Below are 22,408 nucleotides of genomic sequence, written 5' to 3' on the forward strand. Positions count from 1 at the left end.
GCGACGCTGTTGAGTAAATCGCTGAAGGTATCGTCAGCATCGAAATCGTCTTGCCGCATGTTGCCGCCTGGCGTTGCCATTGAGTGAATAATGTTCACAGTATGCGCCCCGTAGCGCTGAAGGCACAGCGAAGAACGGTAAAAACTCGTAAAGACGGCGCTGGCATAACGCGCAGTCGCGCTTGTGACGGATGCAGACGGCCGCCAATACGTTGTACTATCCTGTCTGCATTGAGGCATTTTTCCAAAAGGTATAATCATGGCGACGGCAATTCCACAGAAATACGAGCACCTTGAGCGCTGGGCGTTCGGCGATACCGAACAGCAGGCCGATGAAGTGGTGCAATTGATTTTGAACGGCACCAAAACGGCGACCTGCTCCAACCTGGACGGCGAGGGCATCCCACAGGCCGGCGATCGGTTCCTGGTGGTGGACGGCAAGGGAGAGCCGGTCTGCGCGGTTGAGCTGACCGCGGTGGAAATGAAAACGTACGATCAGGTCGATGAAGCGCACGCCTTTGCCGAAGGCGAGGGCGATCGTTCGCTGGCGCATTGGCGCAAAGAGCTGCAACGCTTCTTCGAAGAGTACGATCTGTTCTCGCCGGACATGACGCTGGTGCTGATGAATTTCAAAGTCGTCGACAAGTTCTAAACGGATGCGCGCCGTTCCCTACGAGTGCCAGTGGGCGAGCCCGGAGATGGCCGCCGATCTGATCGCCGGCCGCGCGACGCTGGCGCAAGACGAGAATTGGGCGCGCAGCGGCGCCCGCGATCGGGCGGAGTACGTCGAGTGGGCCAACCACGTGTGCGGCATGGCCTGCCTGAAAATGGTGCTGGGCCACCGCGATGGCGCAGCGCCGCCGCTGTTGGAACTGGCGCGCCGCAGCCTGCCTTATGGTGCCTATGTGCGTGAGAACGAGCGGATAAAAGGGCTGATTTACGCGCCGTTCGTCGAGTATGTGCGCGAGCAGTTCGCGCTGCAGGCGGAGGTGAAGGTGGGGTTGGCGGCCGCCGATGTGCCGGCGCTGCTTCATGAATGCCGCTACTTTATCGCCTCGGTGCATCCCGCCATTCGCCGGCCCGAGAGCATACCGCCGCAGCGGGGCGGGCATCTGGTGTTGATCACCGCCGCCGATGCGCAAAGCGTGACCTTCCATAATCCTTCGGGCGACAGCCCGGCGACGCGCGAGCGAGTACAGCTGTCACTCAACCGCTTCGCCCACTTCTTTGCCGGCCGCGGCATCGCCATCGCATAAAAAACGCGCTGTTTCTGATGAAAGCAGCGCGTCGTCAACCTACTGGATATATTTTCATGCCACCCGCATCACCCAGGCGTCCGTCTGTCGGTCGTAGTGTTGCTTGTACAGCAGCGACTGCTTGCCGTTGAGGATGGCCGGAATGCTGGTGTGTTCATCCCAGCCGTCGAGCTGCATGCACAGATCCGGATCGGACTTGCAGGGGATGCTCAGGGTGCCTGCACGGTCGGCGGTGGCGTGAAGATGCGCGTCATCGACCTCGAAGCTGCCAATTTTTACGACGGTTTTGCTCATGGGAACTCCTTGCTCAATGATGTGGTAGGAGGTTAGACCAGTCAGGTCATCGGTATGAGCATAGCCAAATGAGCAAAAAATGCCACATAAAAAATACACTCTGGCAACATTCGGCCGGGCGGCTAGCGGCTGCGCTAGTAAGTCACGACATAGCTGACGTTATCCTGATAGGTGCCGACCGGCACTTCGGTCTGCGCCGGATTGACGGCGGCGGTAAAGGGGATGCTTTGCGCCAGGCCAGTGCCGGTGCCGCTTTGCGCGTTGGTGCTGCTCCACACGGTGCTGGTATTGGGCAAATAGATCTGATACTGCAGGAAGTTGCTGGTGCCGCTGAGCATTCGCCGCCAGCCGGTGATCGGGTTGTTGCCGTTGGTGAAGTAGGAGCTGTAAGACTGGGATTTGGTGCAGGTCAGCGTGATGCTTTGGTTGATCGGATTGAATTGCCCCACTAAGGCCATGCTGCCGAAGTTGACGTTGTTGGCGGTGTTGATCAGGCAACTCTTGGTGATGACCGCGGTGACGGTCACGGTGCTGGGTTGATTGGTGCCGTCCCACCAGATGCAAAGCCCTATCAGGCCCAGGCCGCAGATATGGTAGTTCCACACCAGGTTGATGGTATCGGTATAGGTGCCGGCGCTGACGTTCGCGCCGACGACGGTTTTGATATACACCGGAAAGTTGACGTTGGAAGAGATCAGGATCAGCGACAGCAGATTCAGCGAGCTGTAATCGATGGTCTGGCCGACGCTATACGGGTACTGGTAGTTCGAATCCGGGTAGATCAAATAAGAAATTTTATCGCCTGAGCCGTTGCCGTTCAGCAGAGCCATGTTGTTGGTGGTGGAAGCGATCTTGACCGTGACGGTGTTTTGCGTCAGCAAATTGAGCCCGAGCCCGGTGCAGTTCAGCCCCGCAGTGCCCTGGGCGCTTATCTGGCCGTTGTAGACGGCGAAGGAGTTGCTGCTGGGCAGGGTAACCGTGCCGTTGGTGGTGGCGCAGTCCGCCAGCGCGTGTTGTCCACACATCAACAGCAGCGCCGCCAAAAAGATTTTCACTTGCCGAGACATCATTCTTCTTCTCCGTGTGTTACTGGCAGACGAGAGGGCCGACGCGTTGCAGCCCCTGCGGGTTGGCCAGGCTGAAACTGACCTGGCACGGCGGGCCGCCGTCGGCCGGGATTACGCTTAATCGGTTGTATTGCTGCACCGGATCGATATAGGTCATGCCATCCCACCCGACGTAGCTTTGTTGATTGCCGCCGAGCACCGCCACCTGGCTGCCGTTGGCCAGCGGTTTGCCTTGCGCATCGACCAGCTCCACGTCGGCGGCGGACAGGCGCTGGACGGGGAATTCGACCAGGTAGCCGCTGTGATCGCGGATGGCGACGGTTTTTTCGACCGCCGGCAGGTTAACGTCCGCCGGTAAATTGAGCGGGTCGATTTGGAACTTGGCGTGGTAATACGAGGTGACGGTGGGCACCAGCAGATAACCTTTGTCGTTGGTGACGCCGATGCGCTGGTTCTCGTAGCTGACCGGAATGCCGGCGTAGCCGTCGGTCGATACCAGCGCGAAGGCATCGTTGATGGTGTTGGTGGCATAAACGCCGCCGTTCATCGCCACCAGAGAACCGCTGACTTCGCCCCAGCGGGTGTAGTCGTTACGGTTGCCATACAGCCCGGCGCGGGTTTCCAACAGCGAGGTGCGCCAGGTCACATCCGCCTGACGATAATCGCTGTTGCTGCCCTGGCCGCCGGCATAGGCCAGATTCCAACCGAAACCGCCGTCGGTCGGCGCGGCGCGGCTGTAAGCCACGCGTTCGCTCCAGCGGTTGCCGGCGTCGCGGGCGGTGCTGACGTTGGCGGTGCCCCAGGTATCGAACGGAATGCTGATCTGCAGCTGAGAGCTGTAACCGTCACCGCCAATCTCGCGGTTTGCCGAGGCGTACAGGCTGATGTTGCGCCACAGCGTCAGGCTGTACGACAGGTTGACCAGGCGAGTGCGCTGGCCGATGGAGTCGCGCACGTCGAAATAACCGGCGCCCAGGCTGCCGAAGCGGCTTAGGCCGATGCTGCCGGTCAGCTGATCGGTGCGGCGGCTCAGCCGATAGCTGCTCTTGTAGGTGGAAAGATCGCCAAAGTCCGCGCTGCGCAGCACCCGTTGAGCGTTGAGGCTGAAATACTGATTGCTGTAGGTGTAACTCAGGCTGGTTTGATCGCCGTGGCGGCCGGCGTACTGATACACCGGACCGGCATCCGGTTGCTGCACCGGTTGGCCGGTGACCGGATCGTAATACCGCGGCGTGACCGGAGGGGCGTTGAAAGCGTCGCGGCCCGCCTGGCTGTAGCTGTAGGAGGCGTTGAGCACCCCTAGCTGCCCGATGCGCACGCCGGCGCCGGCGCCGGTGACCGCCAACTCCGCCGCACCTTCCGCCCGCCCTTCGATCGTGAGCCAGTCCGTGACGCCGTAACGCCCGCTGCCGCTGGCCACCCACTGGCCGTAGTCCGCGGATCGGTAACCGTAGTTTTGGCGCAGCGCGCCTGCCGACAGGCTGAAATCGCTCAACCCGGCCTGCAGCAGCGAACTGGCGACATAGAACGGCACCGTCGTGCTGATCTGGCGGCCGAGCGCATCGGTCGTCACCACCGTCGCCTGACCGGCGCCGTTGATGTAGGGCACGGTATTCAGGGTGAACGGGCCGGGATTCACGTTGGCGGAGGTGTTTTTATAGCTGTTGATGTACAGATCGACGCTGCTCGGCACGGCGGCCTGGCCGGAGAACTGCGGCAGCGGGTAGGTAATGAGATCCGGCCGCGTGGCGAAATTACGCGCTACCTGCAGACCGCCGATGCGCACCGAACTGGTCCAGGGCAGCGAGCCGGTCGTGAGATCGCCGGCGGTATAGCTGAGCATGGTGTCGTCGTCGCTGTAGCGCCAGCTGCTGTCGTAGCGGATATAGCGATTGTTCTGCTGCGTGGCGGTCTCGCCGTTGAAGCTGCTGCGGAAAATGCCGGTGTTGGCGATAACGCCGAAGCCGTCGAACAGGCGCTGTTCGCTCCAGGCGGAAAAATAGCCCGGATTGCCGCGCCCACCGCTTTGGCTGATGTAGGCGTCGTAATTCAGCAAGAAGCCCAGGCTGCTTTGCGCCGGCAGCCGCTGCTCCGGGTTGGCGTCGCCGAGGGTTTGCCTGGGGAGCCAATCGTTGGGCACCGAGATCAGCAACTGCTGCGTTTCGCCGCTGTAGGTGACGTCGACCTTATCCAGTTGATCGACGGCGATCTCTTTCACCTGTTTGTCCGTCACCGGCAGGCCGGCATCGATCAGCTGCTGAGGCGTTAAATAGTAATGGCCGCCGCGGTAGGCGACCGGCACGACTTTGCCGGTCGGGCGGCCATTCACCACCGGCTCCAGATACAGCGTGGTATCCGGCATGCTGACGGCGCGGGGCGGCGGTGGCAAATCGTCGGCGGCGGCAGGCGGCGGGCACAGTTCTACCGCCATACAGAGTACGGCCAGGGCCAGCGGCTTGAGCTGCATGCCGCGTGAGGGCGATGGCGACATCCGCATCACCTGCGCCTCGGGCTCAGTAAGACGGGAGGGTTACGGGCTGTTTATTGTCGTTGACCATCGCCTGCAGCTTGCCGGCGGCAAAACTGCCCGACGGCGGCAGGGCGAAACGCATTTGCGAACCCGGCAGCACATAGCCCAGCAGCCCGTTGTTGAGCGGCTTGCCCTGAATGCTGACCTGCGACAGACGAGCATGCACGATGCCGTCATTGCGCACGTCGAGCCAGCGCTGGCTGTTTTGTTGCAGCAGCCGGTAGCTGAGCTTCGGCTGGTTGGCGGTGGCGTAGTCGCGCGGGTGTTCGAAGTCTTGCTTGGTCCAGACGCCTTTGCCGCTGACGAACAGCGGCACCGAATAACGCATCTGGAATTTCAGCCCCATCTGCGCGCCTTTGTCGGGCGCTGCGCCATCTTTATCTTTGATCGGCACTTCATCGACCAGGATGCGGTAAGCCCGCTCTTGTCCGGCGGCGGCCGGCGTCTGCTTGATCAGGCGAATCAGTTGGCGTTTGCCGGGGAGAATGGTGGCGACCGGCGGGCTGGCGAGCACCTCGCTCTGGTTGCGGTAATCGTCCTTACCGCCGGTTTGTTGCCAGCCCAGCACGCGAATTTGCATGTAAACCGGCTTGCTGTCGCGGTTTTCCAGCCACAGGGCTGTCGCCTGCTGGTTGTCTTCAATAACCGGATCGATGGGCCAAATCAGAATGGAGGCGGCGGCGAAGGCCTGCGGCTGGCCGGCTAACAACAATCCTGCCAGCAGAGGCAGGCGAAGCAGAGTAGTACGCATAATGTGATCCTTTTAAAAGCTCAATAACTCACCGTCACTAAGACCGTATCGTTGTAGGTGCCGCTGGTGGGCAAGGTGCTGCTCGCCATTAAACTGGCGTAGATTTTTATTTCCTGCGTACTGCCGGTGGAGGAGACGGTTTGGGCGGCGCCGCCGTTGCCGCCGTCTCCCCACAAAACGGCGTAGTTGGCATCCTGGTAGAGCTGGTAAATCAGCGTTTCCGAGGTGACCGAGTTCAACAGCTTGCGCCCGCCGGCGATGGAGCCGGACACGTTATTGCCGACGTTCAATCCCAGGGTGACGCTGAGCCCGGGGTTGCAGCGGATCAGGATCGAGCCGGCGCCGGCGCTCGAGACAATTTTTATCGGGCTGCTTAAAGACGCCACCTGGCCGAAGCTCATGCTGCCGAACGAGGTAACGTTGGTGACGCCGCTGCCGAGCACGCAGCCTTTGATGATCGAAGCATTGACCGTGAAGCCCTGGCTGACGGTATCGGCATGTGCCGCCGGAGCGCCAAGCAGCGCCGTCAGCAGCAGGGTGCGCAGCGTTCCGTTAATCACCAATTTATCGTCACCTGTACCGTGTCCGTATAAGTGCCCGTCGCCGGCGTCGCCTGCACCGGGATCATGCCGTACACCGGCAGCCAGACGCTTTGACCGGTGGCGGTCTGCGTCACGCCGGTGACGTTATCCCAGACGGTGGCGTAGCTGGCGCTGGTATACAGGTTGTAGTTCACGCGGGCGCCCGCCGCGCTTTGCAGATAGCGCGAAGCGGTATTGCCGCTCTGTCCGCCGCTGAGCAGCACCGTGTAACTGGTGCCGTTGTTGCAGTTGATCTGCAGTGCGCCGGCGTTCGCCTGGCCGGTCACTTTTATCGCCGTATTGAGGAAATAGACCGTGCCGAAGTTAAAGGTGCCGAACGTGGTGTTGCCGCCGCTGGTGGTGCCTGCGACACAGGATTTGACCAAGGTGGCGCTGACGCCGACCGTCGCAGTGCTGACGTCGGCGCGGCAAGCGCCTGCCAACGACAGCAGCATGCAGGTGACGGCCAGGCGCGTCATGCTTACCAGGTGACGGTCATGGTGACGGTATCGCTGTACGCGCCTGCCGCCGGGGTGGTGCCCGCGGCGGGCACCAGACCATAGACGATCAACGGGACCGCCGAGCCGGTGCCGGTGCCGGTCAGCACACCGGTGGTGCTGTTCCACGGCACGGCGTGGGCGCTGTCCTGGTAGAGGTTATAGCTGATGTAAGCGGGCACGCTGCTGGCCATGCGCCGCTGGCTGCCGGAGGCGTTGAGGCCGTTGTCCAGCGCCACGGTGTAGTTGGTGCCGGTGGTGCAGTTCAGCCCCAAGGTGCCGGTGCCGCCGCTGCCGGTGGCGCTGGCGGTGATGACGTTAGCCAGCGACGAGTAGGTGCCGAAGCTGATGGAGCCGAAGTTGTTGGTGGTGCCGGAGCTGTTGCCGCCGGTAACGACGCAGCCGGCGCCGATGGTTAAAGTGACGCCCAGCGTGCCCTGAATGGTGCCTGCCGCAAAGGCGGCGCCAGAGGTGCACAGCAGGGCCGCTGCCGAGGTTAATGCCGCCAGAGTCTTTTTCATCATGGTTCCTTGCCGTAGTAGAGAAGCCTGCCAAAAAGCCCGAAAAATGAGTCAAATGCATTAATCTATTTACAGATTAATTAATTAATAGAATAAGAACGGGAGAATGTCTTGCCGAAAGATTAAAAACTTTATTTATTTTTAAGCGAGATCGCAGGTTGAGTGCAGCGTAAACACATCAGGGGGAATTGTGTTTGAGATAACGAAAGGGTGGATAGGAATATTATTATATTGATGAATAACGGAGCGCCGTGGTGGCGCCCCGTGTCGGCAGGCATCACCAGGTCACGGTCATGGTGACGGTATCGTTGTACACGCCGGCGGCCGGGGTGGTGCCCGCGGCGGGCACCAGACCGTAGACGATCAGCGGGACCGCCGAGCCGGTGCCGGTGCCGGTCAGCACGCCGGTAGTGCTGTTCCACGGCACGGCGTGGGCGCTGTCCTGGTAGAGATTATAGCTGATGTAGGCGGGCACGCCGCTGGCCATGCGCCGCTGGCTGCCGGAGGCGTTGAGGCCGTTGTCCAGCGCCACGGTGTAGTTGGTGCCGGTGGTGCAGTTCAGCCCCAAGGTGCCGGTGCCGCCGCTGCCGGTGGCGCTGGCGGTGATGACGTTAGCCAGCGACGAGTAGGTGCCGAAACTGATGGAACCAAAGTCGTTAGTGGTGCCGGAACTGTTGCCGCCGGTGACCACGCACCCGGCGCCGATGGTCATTGTCACGCCCAGCGTGCCCTGAATGGTGCCCGCTGCGTTGGCTGCGCCACTGATGCACAGCAGAGGTGTTAACGAGAGCAAAACCAGCAGAGTTTTTTTCATCATGATTCCTTGCCATGTCAGAGAAAGTCCGCAAAAACGCCACCCAGAGCTGAGTTGCACGCATTTATTTACTTACATTTAAATTAATAGGATAAGAACGTGAAATTGTCTTTATCAAAGGTCAAAACTTTTTAATTGGCACAGGGCAAGCGTGCGCGGGTGAAATAACGTGATGGTGAAATGATTAGAATAATAACGAATGGCGATGGGAATATTGTTATCTTTATTTATCGCCGGGGAAAGCGGCTCCCCGGCGCCAGGGTGATTACAGGTGAAAATCCAGCGCGCCGTCGCGCACCAGCTCGCGCGGCAGGTTGTTCTTGATGCGGCTGCCGATGCGTTTGGCGATGCCCAGCGGTTGCCCCTGATAGGTGACGATGCACTCGTCACCCGCCGGCGGCTGCTCAGGGTAGAGATCGCGGCCGTGATACCACTCCTGGGCCAGCGCGGCGTCCAGCTCGAAATGCTGTTTGCCGTCGGCGCCCGCGAGGGCGATCGCCGCTTCGTGCTGCCAACGGAAACCTTTCGGGAAGCGCTCCGCCAGCTTGAGGCCGATACGCGAGAAGCGCACTTTGCCGAACAGCGGCTCCAGCTCGGCCGGGAAGAGCCAGATTTCCTTGTCGCGCTCCCACAGCCGGCTGTCATCGCCCCAGGTTAAGCCGGATGCGGCGGCGGCTTGGGCGATCAGCGCCGCCTCTTTGCCGGACAGCGGGCTGAACGGGAATTTACCGACTTTATAGGTCGGCTTCGCCAACGGCGCCACGGCGTGTTTTTTACGCAGGCGGGCGACGAAAAACCCTTCGCTGTCGTAAATCTGCGGGAAGACGTGCAGAAAGCCCTCGGCGGTCAACGCCTTGTCGGCGCCGGGGAACAGCTCACCCAGCGGCTCGATGCTGACCGCGTCGCCATAGGTGTCCAGCAGCCAGCGCACCACCTGCTGATTTTCCTGCGCATTGAGGGTGCAGGTGGAATAAACCATCACGCCGCCCGGCGCCAGCGCATGAAACGCGCTGTCGATCAGCTCGCGCTGGGTGGCGGCGATCTCGGCGACGCTTTCCGGCGACCAGTTGCTCATGGCGTCCGGATCTTTGCGCACCACGCCTTCGCCGGAGCAGGGGGCGTCGAGCAGAATGGCGTCAAAACTCTCCGGCAGCGCGGCGCCGAACACCCGGCCATCGAAGTGGGTCAGCGCCGTATTCTTCACGCCGCAGCGGCTGATATTGGCGTGCAGCACTTTCACCCGGCTGGCGGAGTATTCGTTGGCGACGATGCCGCCCTGATTATCCATCAACGCGGCTATCTGGGTGGTTTTGGAACCCGGCGCGGCCGCCACGTCCAGCACCCGATGGGGCGCTGCGCCGCCGGCGAACAGCGCGCTGACCGGCAGCATCGAGCTGGCCTCCTGAATGTAGAACAGGCCGCTCAAATGTTCGGCGGCGCTGCCCAATCGCAGCTCTTCATCGTCGCGCTCGATCCAGAAACCTTCCGCGCACCAGGGAATGGGTTCCAATCGCCAGTCGTAGTCCCGCACCAGCGCCAGGAAGTCGGTGACGCTGATTTTCAGCGTGTTGACGCGCAGGCTGCGGCGCAGCGGGCGTTGACAGGCGGCGATAAAATCGTCCATCGCCAGCTCGGCGGGCATGATGGCGCGGGTGGCGTCAAGGAAAGCGGGGGGCAGAAAAACGGCGGTGGATTTGGCCACGGGGCGAACTCTCAGGGTGCAATAAAGACAAGGGCGAGAGTTTATCACAAAGCGAAAAAAAACAGGGCCCGGCATTGCCGGGCCCTGAGGAAAACGCGAAAGTTAATCGCGCGGAATGGCGGTGCCCCAGGTTTTCCAGTCCTTCGGCTCTTCCGGATTCAGCAGAAAGTGCTTGTTCGGCGTCGCTTTCGGCGCCAGCGGAATAGTCGGCGGGGTGGCGAAGGCGATACCGCCGCGAATGAACTGCTGGAAGGTGCCGCTCTTGATCACGCCGCCGGTCAGGCCGAACTGCAGGTTGTAACCCGACGCCAGCCAGAACACGCTGTTGTTGCGCACCAGATGCTGGTACTTCTTGCTGATGCGCAGCGCGACGTGCACCCGATCGGACATGGCGCCGAGGTAGAAACCGGTGATGGTGCCGACCTCCACGCCGCGGAACAGCACCGGCGTGCCGATCTGCAGCGAGCCGGTTTCGGCCGCGTCGAGCACGACGCTCAGGCCATCGAGATAGCGCGAGTCGGTGATGCTGGCCTGCTGCAGCTCGAAGGTGCGCAGCTCGCGGCCGCGCCCCGGCTCCACGTTGATATAAGGTTGAAGCAGGGTATCGAGATTGCTGACGCCGGCGGCGGAGATCTCCGGCGACACGATCGAGAAGCGGCTGCCGAGGCGCGCGAAGGTCTGCACGTATTCCGGATACAGCACCGCTTTGGCCAACACTTCGTTGCGCTCCGGCGCCAGCTGCAGCGACTCTACCTGTCCGACGTCGATGCCGAGGTAGCGCAGCGGCATACCCGCCGACAGCTTGCTGGCGTCATAGGTTTTCAGCGTGATTTGGCTGCCCACCGCGCGGGCGGCGGTTTCGCTGGCGTACAGTACGCGGTTGGCGCCTTTGTTCAGCGTCACGCCCTGCAGGTTGTCGAAGCTGATGGCGCCTTTCAGCGCGCGGTTGAGCGGTGAAGCCTGCACCGTCAGGCCGCTGCCGTTGAGCTGCACCTTGGCGCCGCCTTCGGCCCAGAAGATGCTTTCACGGGTCAGCAACTTACGGTATTCCGGGCTGATGTAGACGTCCACCTCAAACTCGTTGGCCTTCGGCCGAACGTTAACGATCTCGCCCACCTGGAATTTACGATACAGCACCACTGAGCCGGCCTGCACGTCCGGCAGGCTGGTGGCGCTGAGGGTCAGGGTGGTGGAAGGGGCGTTGCCGACGATGCCTTCCTCGGCTTTTTCGCTGTTGGCGTACAGCGGGTACTGGCTGCCAGGCTCCCCTTTGCTGCCGGGGATAATGCGCACGCCGCCGTCTACCCACTCCTGCGCGCTGGCGCCGAGCACTTCCATGCCGTCTATCCCCAGCTTGACGTCGAGGCGGCTGTTGACCACGAATTTGCTGTCTTTGTGCAGCAGGCCGCGATATTGCGCATCAATGGCGGCGGTGAACACCACGCCGCTGGCGGTCAAGGTGCGGCTCAGGATTTGGCCGACTTTCACGCCGTGCACCACCAGCGGTTGCCCGACGTCGATGCCGTAGCTTTGCGGCGCCGTCAGCGTGACGGTCAACACGCCCGGCTGTTGCAACAGCGTTTCGCTGCTGTCCAGCACGTTGAAGCGCTGCTGCGGTTCGCCTTCACCCGGCACCAGTTCCAGCGTGGTGCCGGTCAGCAGTTGGCTGAGCTTGGCGTCGTTGAGGCTGATGCGCGGGCTGCGCATCACGATGCGGGTGCCGCTGCGCATCAGATCGACCACCGAAGGATCGATGGTCAGTTCACCGATGACTTTGCTGTCCTGTTGCAACGTCAGCTTGGTCAGGGTGCCGACCTGCAGCCCCTGGTACATCAGCGGCGTGCGGTTTTCACTCAAATTGTTGCCGCTCGGCAGATCCAGCAGAATATTGACGCCGCGCTGGCTGTGGGCCAGGTCCGGGTAAAGGGTATAGTTCTGATCGCCCTTGGCCTGCTGGCCATCGGCCGGCGAATCGAAGGCGATGGCGCCGTTGACCAGCGCCGCCAGGCTCTCCATCTGCACCGTGGCGCCGGACAGGCTGAAATCGCCCTTGAAGCCGGAGACATTCCAGAAGCGGCTGTTGCTCTTCACCAGGTTGGCGAAGCGGCGGTCGATCAGCACGTCGATGGTTACGCCCTTGTTGCCTTCGCTGATGGTGTAGTCATACACCTTGCCGACCGGGATTTTACGGTAATAGACCAGCGAGCCGCTGTTGAGCGAACCCAGGTCGTCGGCGTGCAGGTGAATCATCAGCTCGCCGGTGTTCAGGCGGTACTTCGGCTGGGTATCGAGCGCGGTGAAGTGGGTTTGCTCCTTGCCGCTGCCGGGCATCATGCCGATATAGTTGCCGCCGACCAGCGCATCGAGCCCGGATACCCCGGCCAGCGAGGCCTTGGGCGTCACCAGCCAGAACTGGGTGCCTTCGCGCAGCGAGTCTTCCAGATCGCTTTTGATGCTGGCTTCCACCACGATGCTGCGCAGATCTTTGCTCAGGCTGATTTTTTGCACCGTGCCGACCTCAACGCCCTGGTAGCGCACCGGCGTGCGGCCGGCGACGATGCCCGCCGCCGATTGGAAATCGATGGTGACGGTGGTGCCGCGCTCCTGGAAATTGTTATAGACCAGCCACCCGGCGATCAGCAGGGCGATGAACGGCAGTAACCAGAACGGTGAAATGCGGCGTTTGTTCTTGACCCGCGCTTCAGTCGGTGTAGTCGGCGTTTCCTGTTGCATGTGCATCCCAAATCAATCGGCTATCGAGCCATTCAACGGCAAGAATAGTCAAAATGACCGCCGAGCCAAAGTAAAACGCGGCCGGTCCCATAGTAAAAGATAACAGTTGATCGCGATTTACCAGCGACATCATCAAGGCGATAACGAACAGATCGAGCATCGACCAACGGCCGATCCAGGTGACCAGGCGCAGCAGACGGATGCGCGTCTTCAGGCTGTGCGAGGTTTTGAAGTGGATGCTCAGCAACAGCACGATCAGCACGATCACCTTGGTGAAGGGCACCAGTACGCTGGCGATGAACACGATGGCGGCGATCGGCACGTTGCCGGAGGTGGCCAATGAGACCACGCCGGAGAAAATGGTGTCTTCCAGCCGTGTGCCGTTGGCGTAAATGATGGAAATCGGCAGCAGGTTGGCCGGTATCAGCAGGATCATCGCGGCGATCAGCGCCGCCCAGGTTTTCTGCAGGCTGTAGGGCTGGCGATGGCACATCGGCACATGGCAACGCGGGCAGCGGCCGCGCGCGTCGGGATAGCCGGTATAGTGGCAGGACAGACAAATGTGCAGCGCCGTCGGCGGGCCTTCCGGCTGTTCCTGCGGATAGTAGCGCTCCCACAGCTGCTCCAGGTTGACGTGGATCAGCGTCAGGATGCTCAGCACCGTGAGTGACAGGTAAGCGATCAGCGCGCTGCCGGGCTGGATGTCGGCGTAATCCTGCACTTTGATCGCCGCCACCGCCATGCCGATCAGATAAATGTCCAGCATCACCCACTCTTTGAGTCGCTCCAGCATCAGCAGCACCGGGCGCAGGTTCATGCCGAGCGCATGGCCGAAACGCAGGTACAGCAGCGACAGCACCAGCGTCAGCGGGGCGCCGATGGTGCAAAACGCCACCATGCTGGCGGTGAGCGGATCGCCCTGGCGGCTCATCTGCCAGATGCCCTCCAGCAAACTGGCGTCGATGCGCGTGCCGAGCAGGCGGATGCTGATCAGCGGCTCGGTGAAGGCGAACGGCATCAGCAGCAGCATGGCGATCGCCATGGCGGTCAGGCGCGTCATCGACCAGTCGCGGCCGCTCACCACCTTGGCGTTGCAGCGCGGGCAATAGGCGGCCTGATTGCCGCTGAGCGGCGGCAGCACGAACAGCAGGTCGCACTCGCAGCAGCGTTGGTGGCGCGCTTTGGAAAGGGGGGCGGTGATCGCGTGTATTTTCATTTTTGACAAGTAGCTGCCCTTGAGCCCGCCGGAACTGTCAGCGTAGCTGAAAAATAAACCGGCCGCGTCACCGGCGATCGGGCGCCGGACGGTAAAACGAGGTAAACCGGGATTCTGAGCGGCAAACATACCCCGAGCGACGGGGTTTTGTGAAGCAACAGATGATTAACCTTGTGGCTATACGCATTTAATGCTTATTTTATAGGGCCTAAGCTTTGGGCTTCTGGCCATCTTCACTGTTTTAATGGTTAACACATGACAAAAGAACAATTCTACGCGGAATTAAAACGTGACCTGAGCGCGTTGCTCGGCGGGGAAACCAACTTTATCGCGGCGCTGTCCAACGCCAGCGCGTTGCTCAACGAGCGTCTGGATGACGTGAACTGGGTCGGTTTCTATCTGATGGATGGCGACCAACTGGTGCTGGGGCCGTTCCAGGGCAAGATCGCCTGTGTGCGCATTCCGGTGGGCAAGGGCGTGTGCGGCACGGCGGTGGCGGAAAATCGCGTGCAGCGCGTCGGTGACGTGCATGCGTTTCCGGGCCATATCGCCTGCGATGCGGCCAGCAACGCGGAAATCGTGCTGCCGCTGGCGGTTGGCGGCCGAGCGATCGGCGTTTTGGATATCGATAGCACGGTTTATCAACGCTTCGACGAACAGGACGAAGTGGGCCTGAAAGCAGTGGTGGCGGGGCTTTGTGAGCAACTGGAACAGTGTGACAGTGCGAAATATGTGACTGTGGCGGCAAGTTGATCGACGGTTAACGTGGCAATTACCGATGGCGTCATTATAATGACGCCTGTTCATGCCTGTGGCTTGTTGGCAATACCGTTGTAATCAGGAAATTTCATGGAAAATCAACCTAAGTTGAACTCTAGTAAAGAAGTCATTGCTTTTCTTGCCGAGCGTTTTCCGCTCTGCTTTAGCGCCGAAGGCGAAGCTCGTCCGCTGAAAATCGGTATTTTTCAGGATTTGGTAGAGCGCGTGCAGGGGGAAGAGAATCTCAGCAAAACGCAATTGCGTTCTGCCCTGCGCCTATACACCTCAAGCTGGCGTTACCTGTACGGCGTCAAGGTTGGCGCGCAGCGCGTCGATCTGGACGGCAATCCGTGCGGTGAACTGGAGCAGCAGCATGTCGATCATGCTCGCCAGCAGCTTGAAGAAGCCAAAGCGCGCGTTCAGGCACAGCGTGCCGAACAAAACGCCAAAAAACGTGAAGCCGCCGGCGAATCCGCCGATGCCGCTCCGCGCCGTCCGCGTCCAGCCGGTAAAAAGCCCGCTGCGCGTCGCGAAGGCGGAGCCGCGCCGGAAAACCGCAAGCCGCGCCCACAAACTCGCCCACAGCCCGCTCGCCAACCTCGTGCAGCCAAAGAGGAAAGCCAGCCGCGTTATGCGCCAGTCACGGATATCTCTAAACTGCAAATTGGCCAGGAAATCAAAGTCAGAGCAGGCAAGAGCGCGATGAATGCTACCGTACTCGAAATCGCTAAAGATGGCGTACGTGTGCAGCTCTCTTCCGGTCTGGCGATGATTGTGCGCGCAGAACACTTGCAGTTCTGATACGGAGGCCAACCCAGGCATGAACAAATTCGTCAGATTAACAGCGATTGCAGGGCTGCTGTGGGCGGGTGTCAGTTACGGCGCGGAAACAGCCAACATCCGCATCGGCCAACTGCCCCAACTGCAACAGGAACCCCAGCACGCTACGGTGAGTGAGCGCGTCACCTCGCGCTTCACTCGCTCTCATTACCGCCAGTTCGCCCTCGATGCGGAATTTTCAGGCAAGATCTTCGATCGCTACCTGAACATGCTGGACTACAACCATAACGTGTTGCTGGCCTCCGACGTGGCGCAGTTCGCCGGCAAACGCAATCAGGTTGGCGAAGAGCTGAAAACCGGCAAGCTGGACACCTTCTACGCGCTGTTCAATCTGGCGCAGAAACGCCGCTTTGAGCGTTATACCTATGCGTTGTCGTTGCTGGACAAGCCGATGAACTTCACCGGCAACGGCACTATCGATCTCGACCGCAGCAAAGCGCCGTGGCCGAAAGACAAGGCCGAGCTGGATAGCCTGTGGGATGCGAAAGTCACGTATGACGAGCTGAACCTCAAGCTGACCGGCAAGACCGACAAAGAAATCCGCGACACGCTGACCAAGCGCTATCAGTTCGCCATCAAGCGGCTGACGCAAAGCAACAGCGAAGACGTCTTCCAGCTGGCGATGAATGCCTTTGCGCATGAAATCGACCCGCACACCAACTATCTGTCTCCGCGCAACACCGAGCAATTCAACACCGAGATGAGTCTGTCGCTGGAAGGCATCGGCGCGGTGCTGCAGATGGATGACGACTACACCCTGATCAACTCGATGGTGCCGGGCGGTCCGGCGGCGAAGAGCAAGGCGATCACCGTGGGCGATCGCATCGTCGGCGTCGGCCAGGCCGGCAAACCGATGGTGGACGTGATCGGCTGGCGCCTGGACGACGTAGTGTCGTTGATCAAAGGGCCGAAGGGCAGCAAGGTGCGTCTTGAGATCCTGCCGGCCGGCAAGGGCACCAAAACCCGCGTGGTCACCTTGACCCGCGAGCGCATCCGTCTGGAAGACCGCGCGGTGAAAATGACCATCAAGACCGTCGGCAAAGAGAAGGTGGCGGTGTTCGACATCCCCGGGTTCTATGTCGGTCTGACCGATGACGTGAAAGTGCAGCTGCAGAAGATGGCCAAGCAGAACGTCAAGAGCGTGGTCATCGATCTGCGCACCAACGGCGGCGGCGCGCTGACCGAAGCGGTGTCGCTGTCCGGCCTGTTCATTCCGAGCGGCCCGGTGGTGCAGGTGCGCGACAACAACGGCAAAGTGCGCGAAGACGCCGACACCGACGGCGTGACCTACTATAAAGGCCCGCTGGTGGTGCTGGTCGATCGCTTCAGCGCCTCCGCCTCCGAAATTTTCGCGGCGGCGATGCAGGATTACGGCCGCGCGCTGATTGTCGGCGAGCCGACCTTCGGTAAAGGCACCGTGCAGCAGTACCGTTCGCTGAACCGTATCTACGATCAGATGCTGCGCCCTGAGTGGCCGGCGCTCGGTTCCGTGCAGTACACCATTCAGAAGTTCTACCGCGTCAATGGCGGCAGCACCCAGCGCAAGGGCGTGACGCCGGACATTCTGATGCCGACCGGCGTCGATCCGGCGGAAACCGGCGAAGCGTTTGAAGACAACGCCATGCCGTGGGACAGCATCAATGCGGCGACCTACAGCAAGACCGGCGATATGGCGCCGTTCGAGCCGGAGCTGCTGAAAGATCACCAGCAGCGCATCGCGCAAAATCCGGAGTTCCAGTACATCGCGCAGGATATCGCGCATTACAAGGCGCTGAAGGATAAACGCAACATCGTGTCCCTCAATCTGGCGGTACGCGAGAAAGAGAATCACGATGACGACGCGACCCGTTTGAAACGCATCAACGAGCGTCTGGAACGTGCGGGCAAGAAGCCGCTGAAATCGCTCGACGATCTGCCGAAGGATTACCAGGAGCCGGATCCGTACCTGGATGAAACCGTGCATATCGCGCTGGACCTGGCTCATCTGGAAAAGGATCAGCCCGCTCAGCAGCCGACGCCGGCCAAATAAGGCCACGGCTTTGCCTGTGAAAAACGCACCCTTGGGTGCGTTTTTTTTTGGTTGCGGCAAGCCCGGCTTAAGCCGGTTTCTTGCGGTGACGCAGCCCGAGCTGAATGCAGGAAACCACCACCAGCAGACAGCCGAACAGCGACAGCAGCAGCGGGATCTCATGCCAGAACAGCCAACCCCAGGCGATGTTGAACACGATGCCGATATAGCGCACCACCGAGACCACGATCAGGTTATCGGAAGAGAAGGCCTGGGTTAAGACGACCTGCCCCAACAGCGACACCAGGGCGATGGCGAGCAGAATGGCGAACTGATAGGCGTTGGGCCAAACGAACGCGTTCCACATCAGCGGCAGCGAGATCAGCGTTGCGATGAACAGGAAGTAGAACACGATCTCGTAGTTGTGGTGGCGCTTGCTGAGTTTGTTGACCGACAGATAGGCGATCGAGGCGAACACCGCGCTCATCACGCCGACCAGCGACGCCAGGGTATAGGCCGAGAAGTGCCACGGCCGCACCAGCAGCACGGCGCCGATGATGACCATCGCCAGCCAAAACGCGGTGCAGGCGCTGACCCGTTCACGCAGCACCAGCAAGGAGAGCAAAATGGAGAAAAACGGCGACAGATAGGCCAGCATGCTGGCGTCGGCCAGCGTCAGATGGGCGATGCTGTAAAAATAACAAATGAGATACAGCCCGCCCATGGTGCCGCGCAACACCAGCAGCGGCCGGTCTACGCGGCTGAAGGCGATGCGGTGGCGGTACATCAGCAGCAGAACCAGCACACAGCCGATGCTGCTGCGAAAGAACACGATTTCACCGGTGGGAATAGCATCGGAGATGGTTTTAACCAGCGCGTTCATGACGCTGAAAATCAATGAGGCAAAAATGGCCAGTAGCGCACCCTGATTCATGCTTGCCTCCGCCATTGTCGGTAAATGATGTCCGCCTGCTCGTCGCAGGTATCGTCCAGCAACGAGCGATGGCAATGCTCGGCGCCGATCCGGGTGACGAAGCGCTGCAGCGCCTGCTGAAAGCGGGCCAACAGACGCTGGGCGGCGGGCATCTCGACGTCAAGCCGCTGCGCCAGCAAGACCAGGACGCGCAGTTTGCGCACGTCCTCTTGCGGCACGCGCGGCAGGCGCCAGCGCCCCTGGACATCCTGGAAGACGCGGGCGACCCTGACGGCGGAAAAATCATAGTAGCGGCCCTGCGCATCCGGCTCGGAATAGGGGTCGACCAGCAGCGCGGTATAACGCGTAAACAGCGCATAGCATTGCTCCGTCGGCGCGAGCTGCGGGAATTGGTCAATCCAGCGGCGGCTCACCATACGGGGCGGAACCGGGTAGTTGTCGTCATTCAAAAAGCGCAGCAGGTTAATGGCCTCGATGCCGAGCCGGTTGAGCAACTGCTGGTAATCCTGCGAGAGCGCCAGCATGTCGGCGATCGCCTCGGGACAGATGGGGCCCTCGGGGTGGGTTTTATACAGGTACTGGATCGGCGCCTGCGGCTGGAATATCGCCTGCAGCGTGGTTTCGGCCAGCGCCAGCGGAGGATGAACATAATTGGTGATGCTGAAGCGCTCGGCGGCGAGCAGGCTGTTGCAGCGTTGGGCGTCAATGCCGTGACGCGCCAGCAGCGAGCAAAGCCAGTCGAGTTCGGCGCAGTCTGACCTTGCGCCTGCGCCGGCTAGATAAATCCGCTGCTTGAACGCCTTGGTGTAGGCGCGGTAAGGCTGTTCGGCGTTCTGGTATTTGGTGTCGGCGTAGTAGCTCGACAGGCTGATAACCTCGACGTGGGATTGCCCGGCCTCCTGCAGCAGGCTTTGCGCCATCAAGCCGGAGCCGATGGAGGGAGAGAGCAGGATCAGTGAGCGCAGTTGGGGCAACGCCGCCCATGGCACCTGTCGCAGCACGTCATGGTATTGATCGGCGGGGACGGCAAGGATCAGTCTGCGCCAGTCGCCGCCGACGAGCGCCAGATCATCGCAATAGCGGTCAATCGTCACCTGCGCATCGTCTTGGGTGCGCTGCGCCTTACCGGCGCCCGTCAGCCACAGGCTGGGTGTGTGCGCCAGATGTTGCTTCAGGCGGCGCCCTTTTTCGCTGGTGCGGTTGTACAGGCCGATGCGCGCATTGCCCGCGGTCTTGATGTCCGCAGCCAGTTGGATCGCCGCCGGGCCGGCGCCGAGGATCAGGGTGGGAAAGGCATTATTCATGGCGGTGAGGCTCCAAAATCAACAGATCGTACAGTGGGGTGGTGAGCGGTTTACCGCTGACGCGCCAGGGCGAGCCGGCGGCCTGGTGGTGGTAAGGGCAGTTGAAGATCGACTTGAGGCCATTGCCATAGCGCACCAGCAATTTGCCGCACTGGGGCAGCAAAGGCCGCAGCGCCTTCAGCAAACCCTGCTTGTCCGCCACCAGGGAGGCGATGATGATGTGATCGATATCGTTGCGCGTCAGGCCGTTCAGATTGTCGATGCAGGGCATCTGCTGCACCAGCCCCAGGTGGCGCGTGAGCCGGCGGGCAAAACGCTGGGCCGCCGGATCGCAATCGTAGCAAATGACGGTGGCGGAGAGCCTGGCGACCAGCGCCAGCGCCGTGGTGGGCAATGCGCCGCTGCCCACCAGCAGCACCCGTTCGCCGGGTTTAATGTCGGCGGCCGCGATCTCCAGCTGCAGCGCGCGGTCGAAACTGTTCAGGTAGGCGTTGGTTTGCGCCGGTTCCCGGCACAGCGCCGAGACGCGATGCTTTTCGTAGTCGCACAACGCGGCGTTGGCCGTCGCCCGCAGTTGGGTGATCTGCGCCGTTATCAAACGGTCGTTTTCCAGCTTTTGACGATAGGCCTGCAGCTGCGGTTCGTCGTTAAAGGCCTGCAGGCGGCTGAAACGACGTTCCAGCAGGGAAAAATGGCGCCGATCTTGCCGGGCGGAACGGTGAAGCTGGTGAATTTCCTGTTGCAAGCCGGCGAGTTGCGCCAGCATGTCCGCCTTGGTCAGAGTGTACATGGGGATTCTCCGTGTGCGTGTAACAGCTGTGTCGGCAGCAGATAGGGGTAGCCCTGCGGGCTGACGCCGTTTTCGATGCCGACGCCAAATACGCGAGACACCATCGGATGTCCCATCATCTGATGGGTATCGCCGTGGCAAACGACGCGTCCGTGCGCGAGCAGCGTGAGTGAGTGGCAATAGCGCAGCGCCAATCCCAGATCGTGGATCACCAGCAGCGTGATGCAGCGGTGGCGCCGGCCGTAGTCGGCGATCTGATTGAGCACGCGCAGCTGGTGGTGGATATCCAGCGCGCTGGTGGGTTCGTCGAGCAAAATGATCTGCGGCTGAGAGACGAAGGCCTGAGCCAGCATCACCAACTGTCGCTGGCCGCCGCTGAGACGGTTGAAGGGGCGATCGGCGAGCGCGGAAATGCCGCATTCCGTAAGCGCCTGCTCGACCGCATCGGTCTGGGCGGCGCTGATGCGCCAGCTCAACTGGCGTACCTTGCCCAGCAGCACCATGTCAAAAGCGGTCAATGCCGAATCGCAGCGATTAAGCTGCGGCACATAGGCGATACGGCTGGTTTTCGGATCGAGAGGGCGCTCGCGGTAAGCGATCTCGCCGCTGCACGGCACCATGCGGTTAATCGCTTTCAGCAGCGTCGATTTGCCGGCGCCGTTGGGGCCGATGATGCCGCCGAGCTGCGCCTCCGGCCAGCTCAATGAAACGTCTGCCAATAGCGAGCGGCGATGCAGCGAGACGCCGACGCGGGTGAGGGTCAGTTGAGTCATGGGCGTTTAACCTGTCGAGTGACGAAGTAAAACAGCACCGGCACGCCGATCAGTGCGATAACGATGCCGATGGGCACCACGCCGTTCGGCATCACCAGCTTGGCGACGATCGAGGCGCACAGCAGCAGCAGGCTGCCGCAGAGGGCGGAAATGCAGATCAGGTAGCGCTGATCCTCACCCACCAGAAAGCGGGCGAAATGCGGGGCGATCAGCCCGACGAACCCGATGGTGCCGACAAACGAGACCGAGGCGGCCGTCAGCAAGGTCGCCAGCAGAAAGGCCAGCTTGCGCAAGGCGCTGACATTGATGCCCAGCCCCTGGGCCTGCTCTTCGCCGGCGGACAGCGCCGTCAGCCGCCAGGCGAGCCGCAGACTGACGAACAGCGCGCACAGCAACACGACGCCGGTGATCGCCACGCCGTGCATATTGGCTTTGAGCAGGCTGCCGAACAGCCAAAAGACAATTTGCTGCATGGCTTCCGGCGAGGCCAGAAACAGCAGCAGCGATTGCAGCGACTGAAAGAAAAACAGCACCACGATGCCGCTCAACACTAATATTTGCGGCGTCATGCCGCGGCGTTGTCCCAGCAGATAGACAGGCACGCAAGCCAACAGCGCCATCAGCGAAGCCAGCAGCGGCGTGCCCAGCGCCAACGCGCCGCCCAGGCTGAAGCCGGTGAGGATCGCCAGCGCCGCGCCGAACCCCGCCGCGGCAGAGATCCCCAGCGTATAGGGGCTGGCGAGGGGATTGGCCAGCACGGTCTGCATCAGCAGGCCCGCCAGCGCCAGGCTGGCGCCGACCACCAAGGCGGTGAGCGTCATCGGCAAGCGAATCGACCAGAAAACCGCCTGATGCAGTGCGTTGCCAGGCGCAGAGCCGGGCCAAAGCATCCGCACGATATCCGTGAGGCCAAGTTGCGCGGCGCCGACGGTGAGATCGATGGCGGTCGCCGCCAGCAGCGCGCCGAGCAGCGCCAGCGTCAATAGCCCGCGGCGCAGCCTGCGCCGTCGCAAAAACGCACGTCCTGTGTGGGCCACGG

Annotated in this window: 21 protein-coding genes; 5 read left to right on the plus strand and 16 right to left on the minus strand. The window is 61.3% G+C overall.

Annotated features, from left to right (window positions below):
• Positions 1-258 precede the first annotated feature (258 nt).
• Together ACJ8IP_RS02135 and ACJ8IP_RS02140 are read left to right on the plus strand one after the other, a co-directional pair.
• On the plus strand, positions 259-651 hold the full coding sequence (locus tag ACJ8IP_RS02135; protein WP_033638276.1) for an ASCH domain-containing protein: 393 nt from the start codon (positions 259-261) through the stop codon (positions 649-651).
• Between the two features lie 4 nt (positions 652-655).
• A complete protein-coding gene (locus ACJ8IP_RS02140; protein ID WP_042784320.1) occupies positions 656-1,255 on the plus strand; it encodes a C39 family peptidase in 600 nt (199 codons plus the stop codon).
• 54 nt (positions 1,256-1,309) lie between these two features.
• Here ACJ8IP_RS02140 and ACJ8IP_RS02145 read toward each other — a convergent pair whose 3' ends face one another.
• The 11 genes from ACJ8IP_RS02145 to yebS all read right to left on the minus strand — a co-directional run bounded on the left by ACJ8IP_RS02145 (position 1,310) and on the right by yebS (position 13,961).
• Positions 1,310-1,549: a YebV family protein gene (locus ACJ8IP_RS02145; protein WP_033652110.1), complete on the minus strand. Its 240-nt coding sequence runs from the start codon at positions 1,547-1,549 to the stop codon at positions 1,310-1,312.
• 134 nt (positions 1,550-1,683) lie between these two features.
• Entirely contained in the window at positions 1,684-2,619 is a 936-nt protein-coding gene (locus ACJ8IP_RS02150) for a Csu type fimbrial protein (RefSeq protein WP_198793173.1), read from the minus strand.
• Positions 2,620-2,635: 16 nt separating this feature from the next.
• On the minus strand, positions 2,636-5,107 hold the full coding sequence (locus ACJ8IP_RS02155) for a fimbria/pilus outer membrane usher protein (protein ID WP_442524289.1): 2,472 nt from the start codon (positions 5,105-5,107) through the stop codon (positions 2,636-2,638).
• Between the two features lie 22 nt (positions 5,108-5,129).
• Positions 5,130-5,897, minus strand: a complete 768-nt coding sequence (locus ACJ8IP_RS02160; RefSeq protein WP_046686936.1) for a fimbrial biogenesis chaperone — start codon at positions 5,895-5,897, stop codon at positions 5,130-5,132.
• Between the two features lie 20 nt (positions 5,898-5,917).
• A complete protein-coding gene (locus ACJ8IP_RS02165; protein ID WP_149542652.1) occupies positions 5,918-6,460 on the minus strand; it encodes a Csu type fimbrial protein in 543 nt (180 codons plus the stop codon).
• The gene (locus ACJ8IP_RS02170) at positions 6,454-6,957 is read right to left on the minus strand and encodes a Csu type fimbrial protein (protein WP_033642839.1); all 504 of its coding nucleotides are present in this window, start codon (positions 6,955-6,957) and stop codon (positions 6,454-6,456) included. The genes ACJ8IP_RS02165 and ACJ8IP_RS02170 overlap by 7 nt, the downstream gene beginning before the upstream one ends.
• Before the next feature lie 2 nt (positions 6,958-6,959).
• The gene (locus ACJ8IP_RS02175) at positions 6,960-7,496 is read right to left on the minus strand and encodes a Csu type fimbrial protein (protein WP_046686938.1); all 537 of its coding nucleotides are present in this window, start codon (positions 7,494-7,496) and stop codon (positions 6,960-6,962) included.
• Between the two features lie 277 nt (positions 7,497-7,773).
• Positions 7,774-8,310: a Csu type fimbrial protein gene (locus ACJ8IP_RS02180; protein WP_033642841.1), complete on the minus strand. Its 537-nt coding sequence runs from the start codon at positions 8,308-8,310 to the stop codon at positions 7,774-7,776.
• A 265-nt stretch (positions 8,311-8,575) separates the two neighbouring features.
• A complete protein-coding gene (gene rsmF, locus ACJ8IP_RS02185) occupies positions 8,576-10,012 on the minus strand; it encodes a 16S rRNA (cytosine(1407)-C(5))-methyltransferase RsmF (RefSeq protein ID WP_060660801.1) in 1,437 nt (478 codons plus the stop codon).
• A 102-nt stretch (positions 10,013-10,114) separates the two neighbouring features.
• On the minus strand, positions 10,115-12,745 hold the full coding sequence (locus ACJ8IP_RS02190) for an MlaD family protein (protein WP_442524290.1): 2,631 nt from the start codon (positions 12,743-12,745) through the stop codon (positions 10,115-10,117).
• Positions 12,714-13,961 carry a membrane integrity lipid transport subunit YebS gene (gene yebS / locus ACJ8IP_RS02195; protein WP_033644263.1) on the minus strand — a complete coding sequence of 416 codons (1,248 nt, stop codon included), beginning with the start codon at positions 13,959-13,961 and terminating at the stop codon, positions 12,714-12,716. Before yebS ends, ACJ8IP_RS02190 begins: the two co-directional genes overlap by 32 nt.
• 255 nt (positions 13,962-14,216) lie before the next feature.
• On the opposite strand from yebS, the gene ACJ8IP_RS02200 reads away from it, so the two are divergent.
• The 3 genes from ACJ8IP_RS02200 (at position 14,217) to prc (ending at position 17,589) form a co-directional block, all read left to right on the plus strand.
• The gene (locus ACJ8IP_RS02200; RefSeq protein ID WP_033642843.1) at positions 14,217-14,714 is read left to right on the plus strand and encodes a GAF domain-containing protein; all 498 of its coding nucleotides are present in this window, start codon (positions 14,217-14,219) and stop codon (positions 14,712-14,714) included.
• A 96-nt stretch (positions 14,715-14,810) separates the two neighbouring features.
• Positions 14,811-15,521: an RNA chaperone ProQ gene (gene proQ, locus ACJ8IP_RS02205; RefSeq protein WP_164106052.1), complete on the plus strand. Its 711-nt coding sequence runs from the start codon at positions 14,811-14,813 to the stop codon at positions 15,519-15,521.
• A 19-nt stretch (positions 15,522-15,540) separates the two neighbouring features.
• Entirely contained in the window at positions 15,541-17,589 is a 2,049-nt protein-coding gene (gene prc / locus ACJ8IP_RS02210; RefSeq protein ID WP_042784328.1) for a carboxy terminal-processing peptidase, read from the plus strand.
• A 67-nt stretch (positions 17,590-17,656) separates the two neighbouring features.
• Here the strand turns inward: prc and ACJ8IP_RS02215 are convergent, their stop codons facing one another.
• From ACJ8IP_RS02215 to ACJ8IP_RS02235, 5 genes are read right to left on the minus strand one after another with little or no spacing between them, the layout of a single operon-like run.
• Positions 17,657-18,502 (minus strand): DMT family transporter, encoded by an 846-nt coding sequence (locus ACJ8IP_RS02215; protein ID WP_033642846.1) that lies wholly within the window; start codon positions 18,500-18,502, stop codon positions 17,657-17,659.
• Positions 18,499-19,806: an opine metallophore biosynthesis dehydrogenase gene (locus ACJ8IP_RS02220; RefSeq protein ID WP_208060531.1), complete on the minus strand. Its 1,308-nt coding sequence runs from the start codon at positions 19,804-19,806 to the stop codon at positions 18,499-18,501. Before ACJ8IP_RS02220 ends, ACJ8IP_RS02215 begins: the two co-directional genes overlap by 4 nt.
• On the minus strand, positions 19,799-20,596 hold the full coding sequence (locus tag ACJ8IP_RS02225) for a nicotianamine synthase family protein (protein WP_072627726.1): 798 nt from the start codon (positions 20,594-20,596) through the stop codon (positions 19,799-19,801). The genes ACJ8IP_RS02220 and ACJ8IP_RS02225 overlap by 8 nt, the downstream gene beginning before the upstream one ends.
• On the minus strand, positions 20,584-21,369 hold the full coding sequence (locus ACJ8IP_RS02230) for an ABC transporter ATP-binding protein (RefSeq protein ID WP_047026224.1): 786 nt from the start codon (positions 21,367-21,369) through the stop codon (positions 20,584-20,586). The genes ACJ8IP_RS02225 and ACJ8IP_RS02230 overlap by 13 nt, the downstream gene beginning before the upstream one ends.
• Positions 21,366-22,406 (minus strand): FecCD family ABC transporter permease, encoded by a 1,041-nt coding sequence (locus ACJ8IP_RS02235; RefSeq protein WP_033652483.1) that lies wholly within the window; start codon positions 22,404-22,406, stop codon positions 21,366-21,368. Before ACJ8IP_RS02235 ends, ACJ8IP_RS02230 begins: the two co-directional genes overlap by 4 nt.
• Positions 22,407-22,408: the final 2 nt, after the last annotated feature.

It is taken from the genome of Serratia sp. CY52157, from assembly GCF_052168495.1.
Taxonomy (GTDB): Bacteria; Pseudomonadota; Gammaproteobacteria; order Enterobacterales; family Enterobacteriaceae; genus Serratia; species Serratia ureilytica.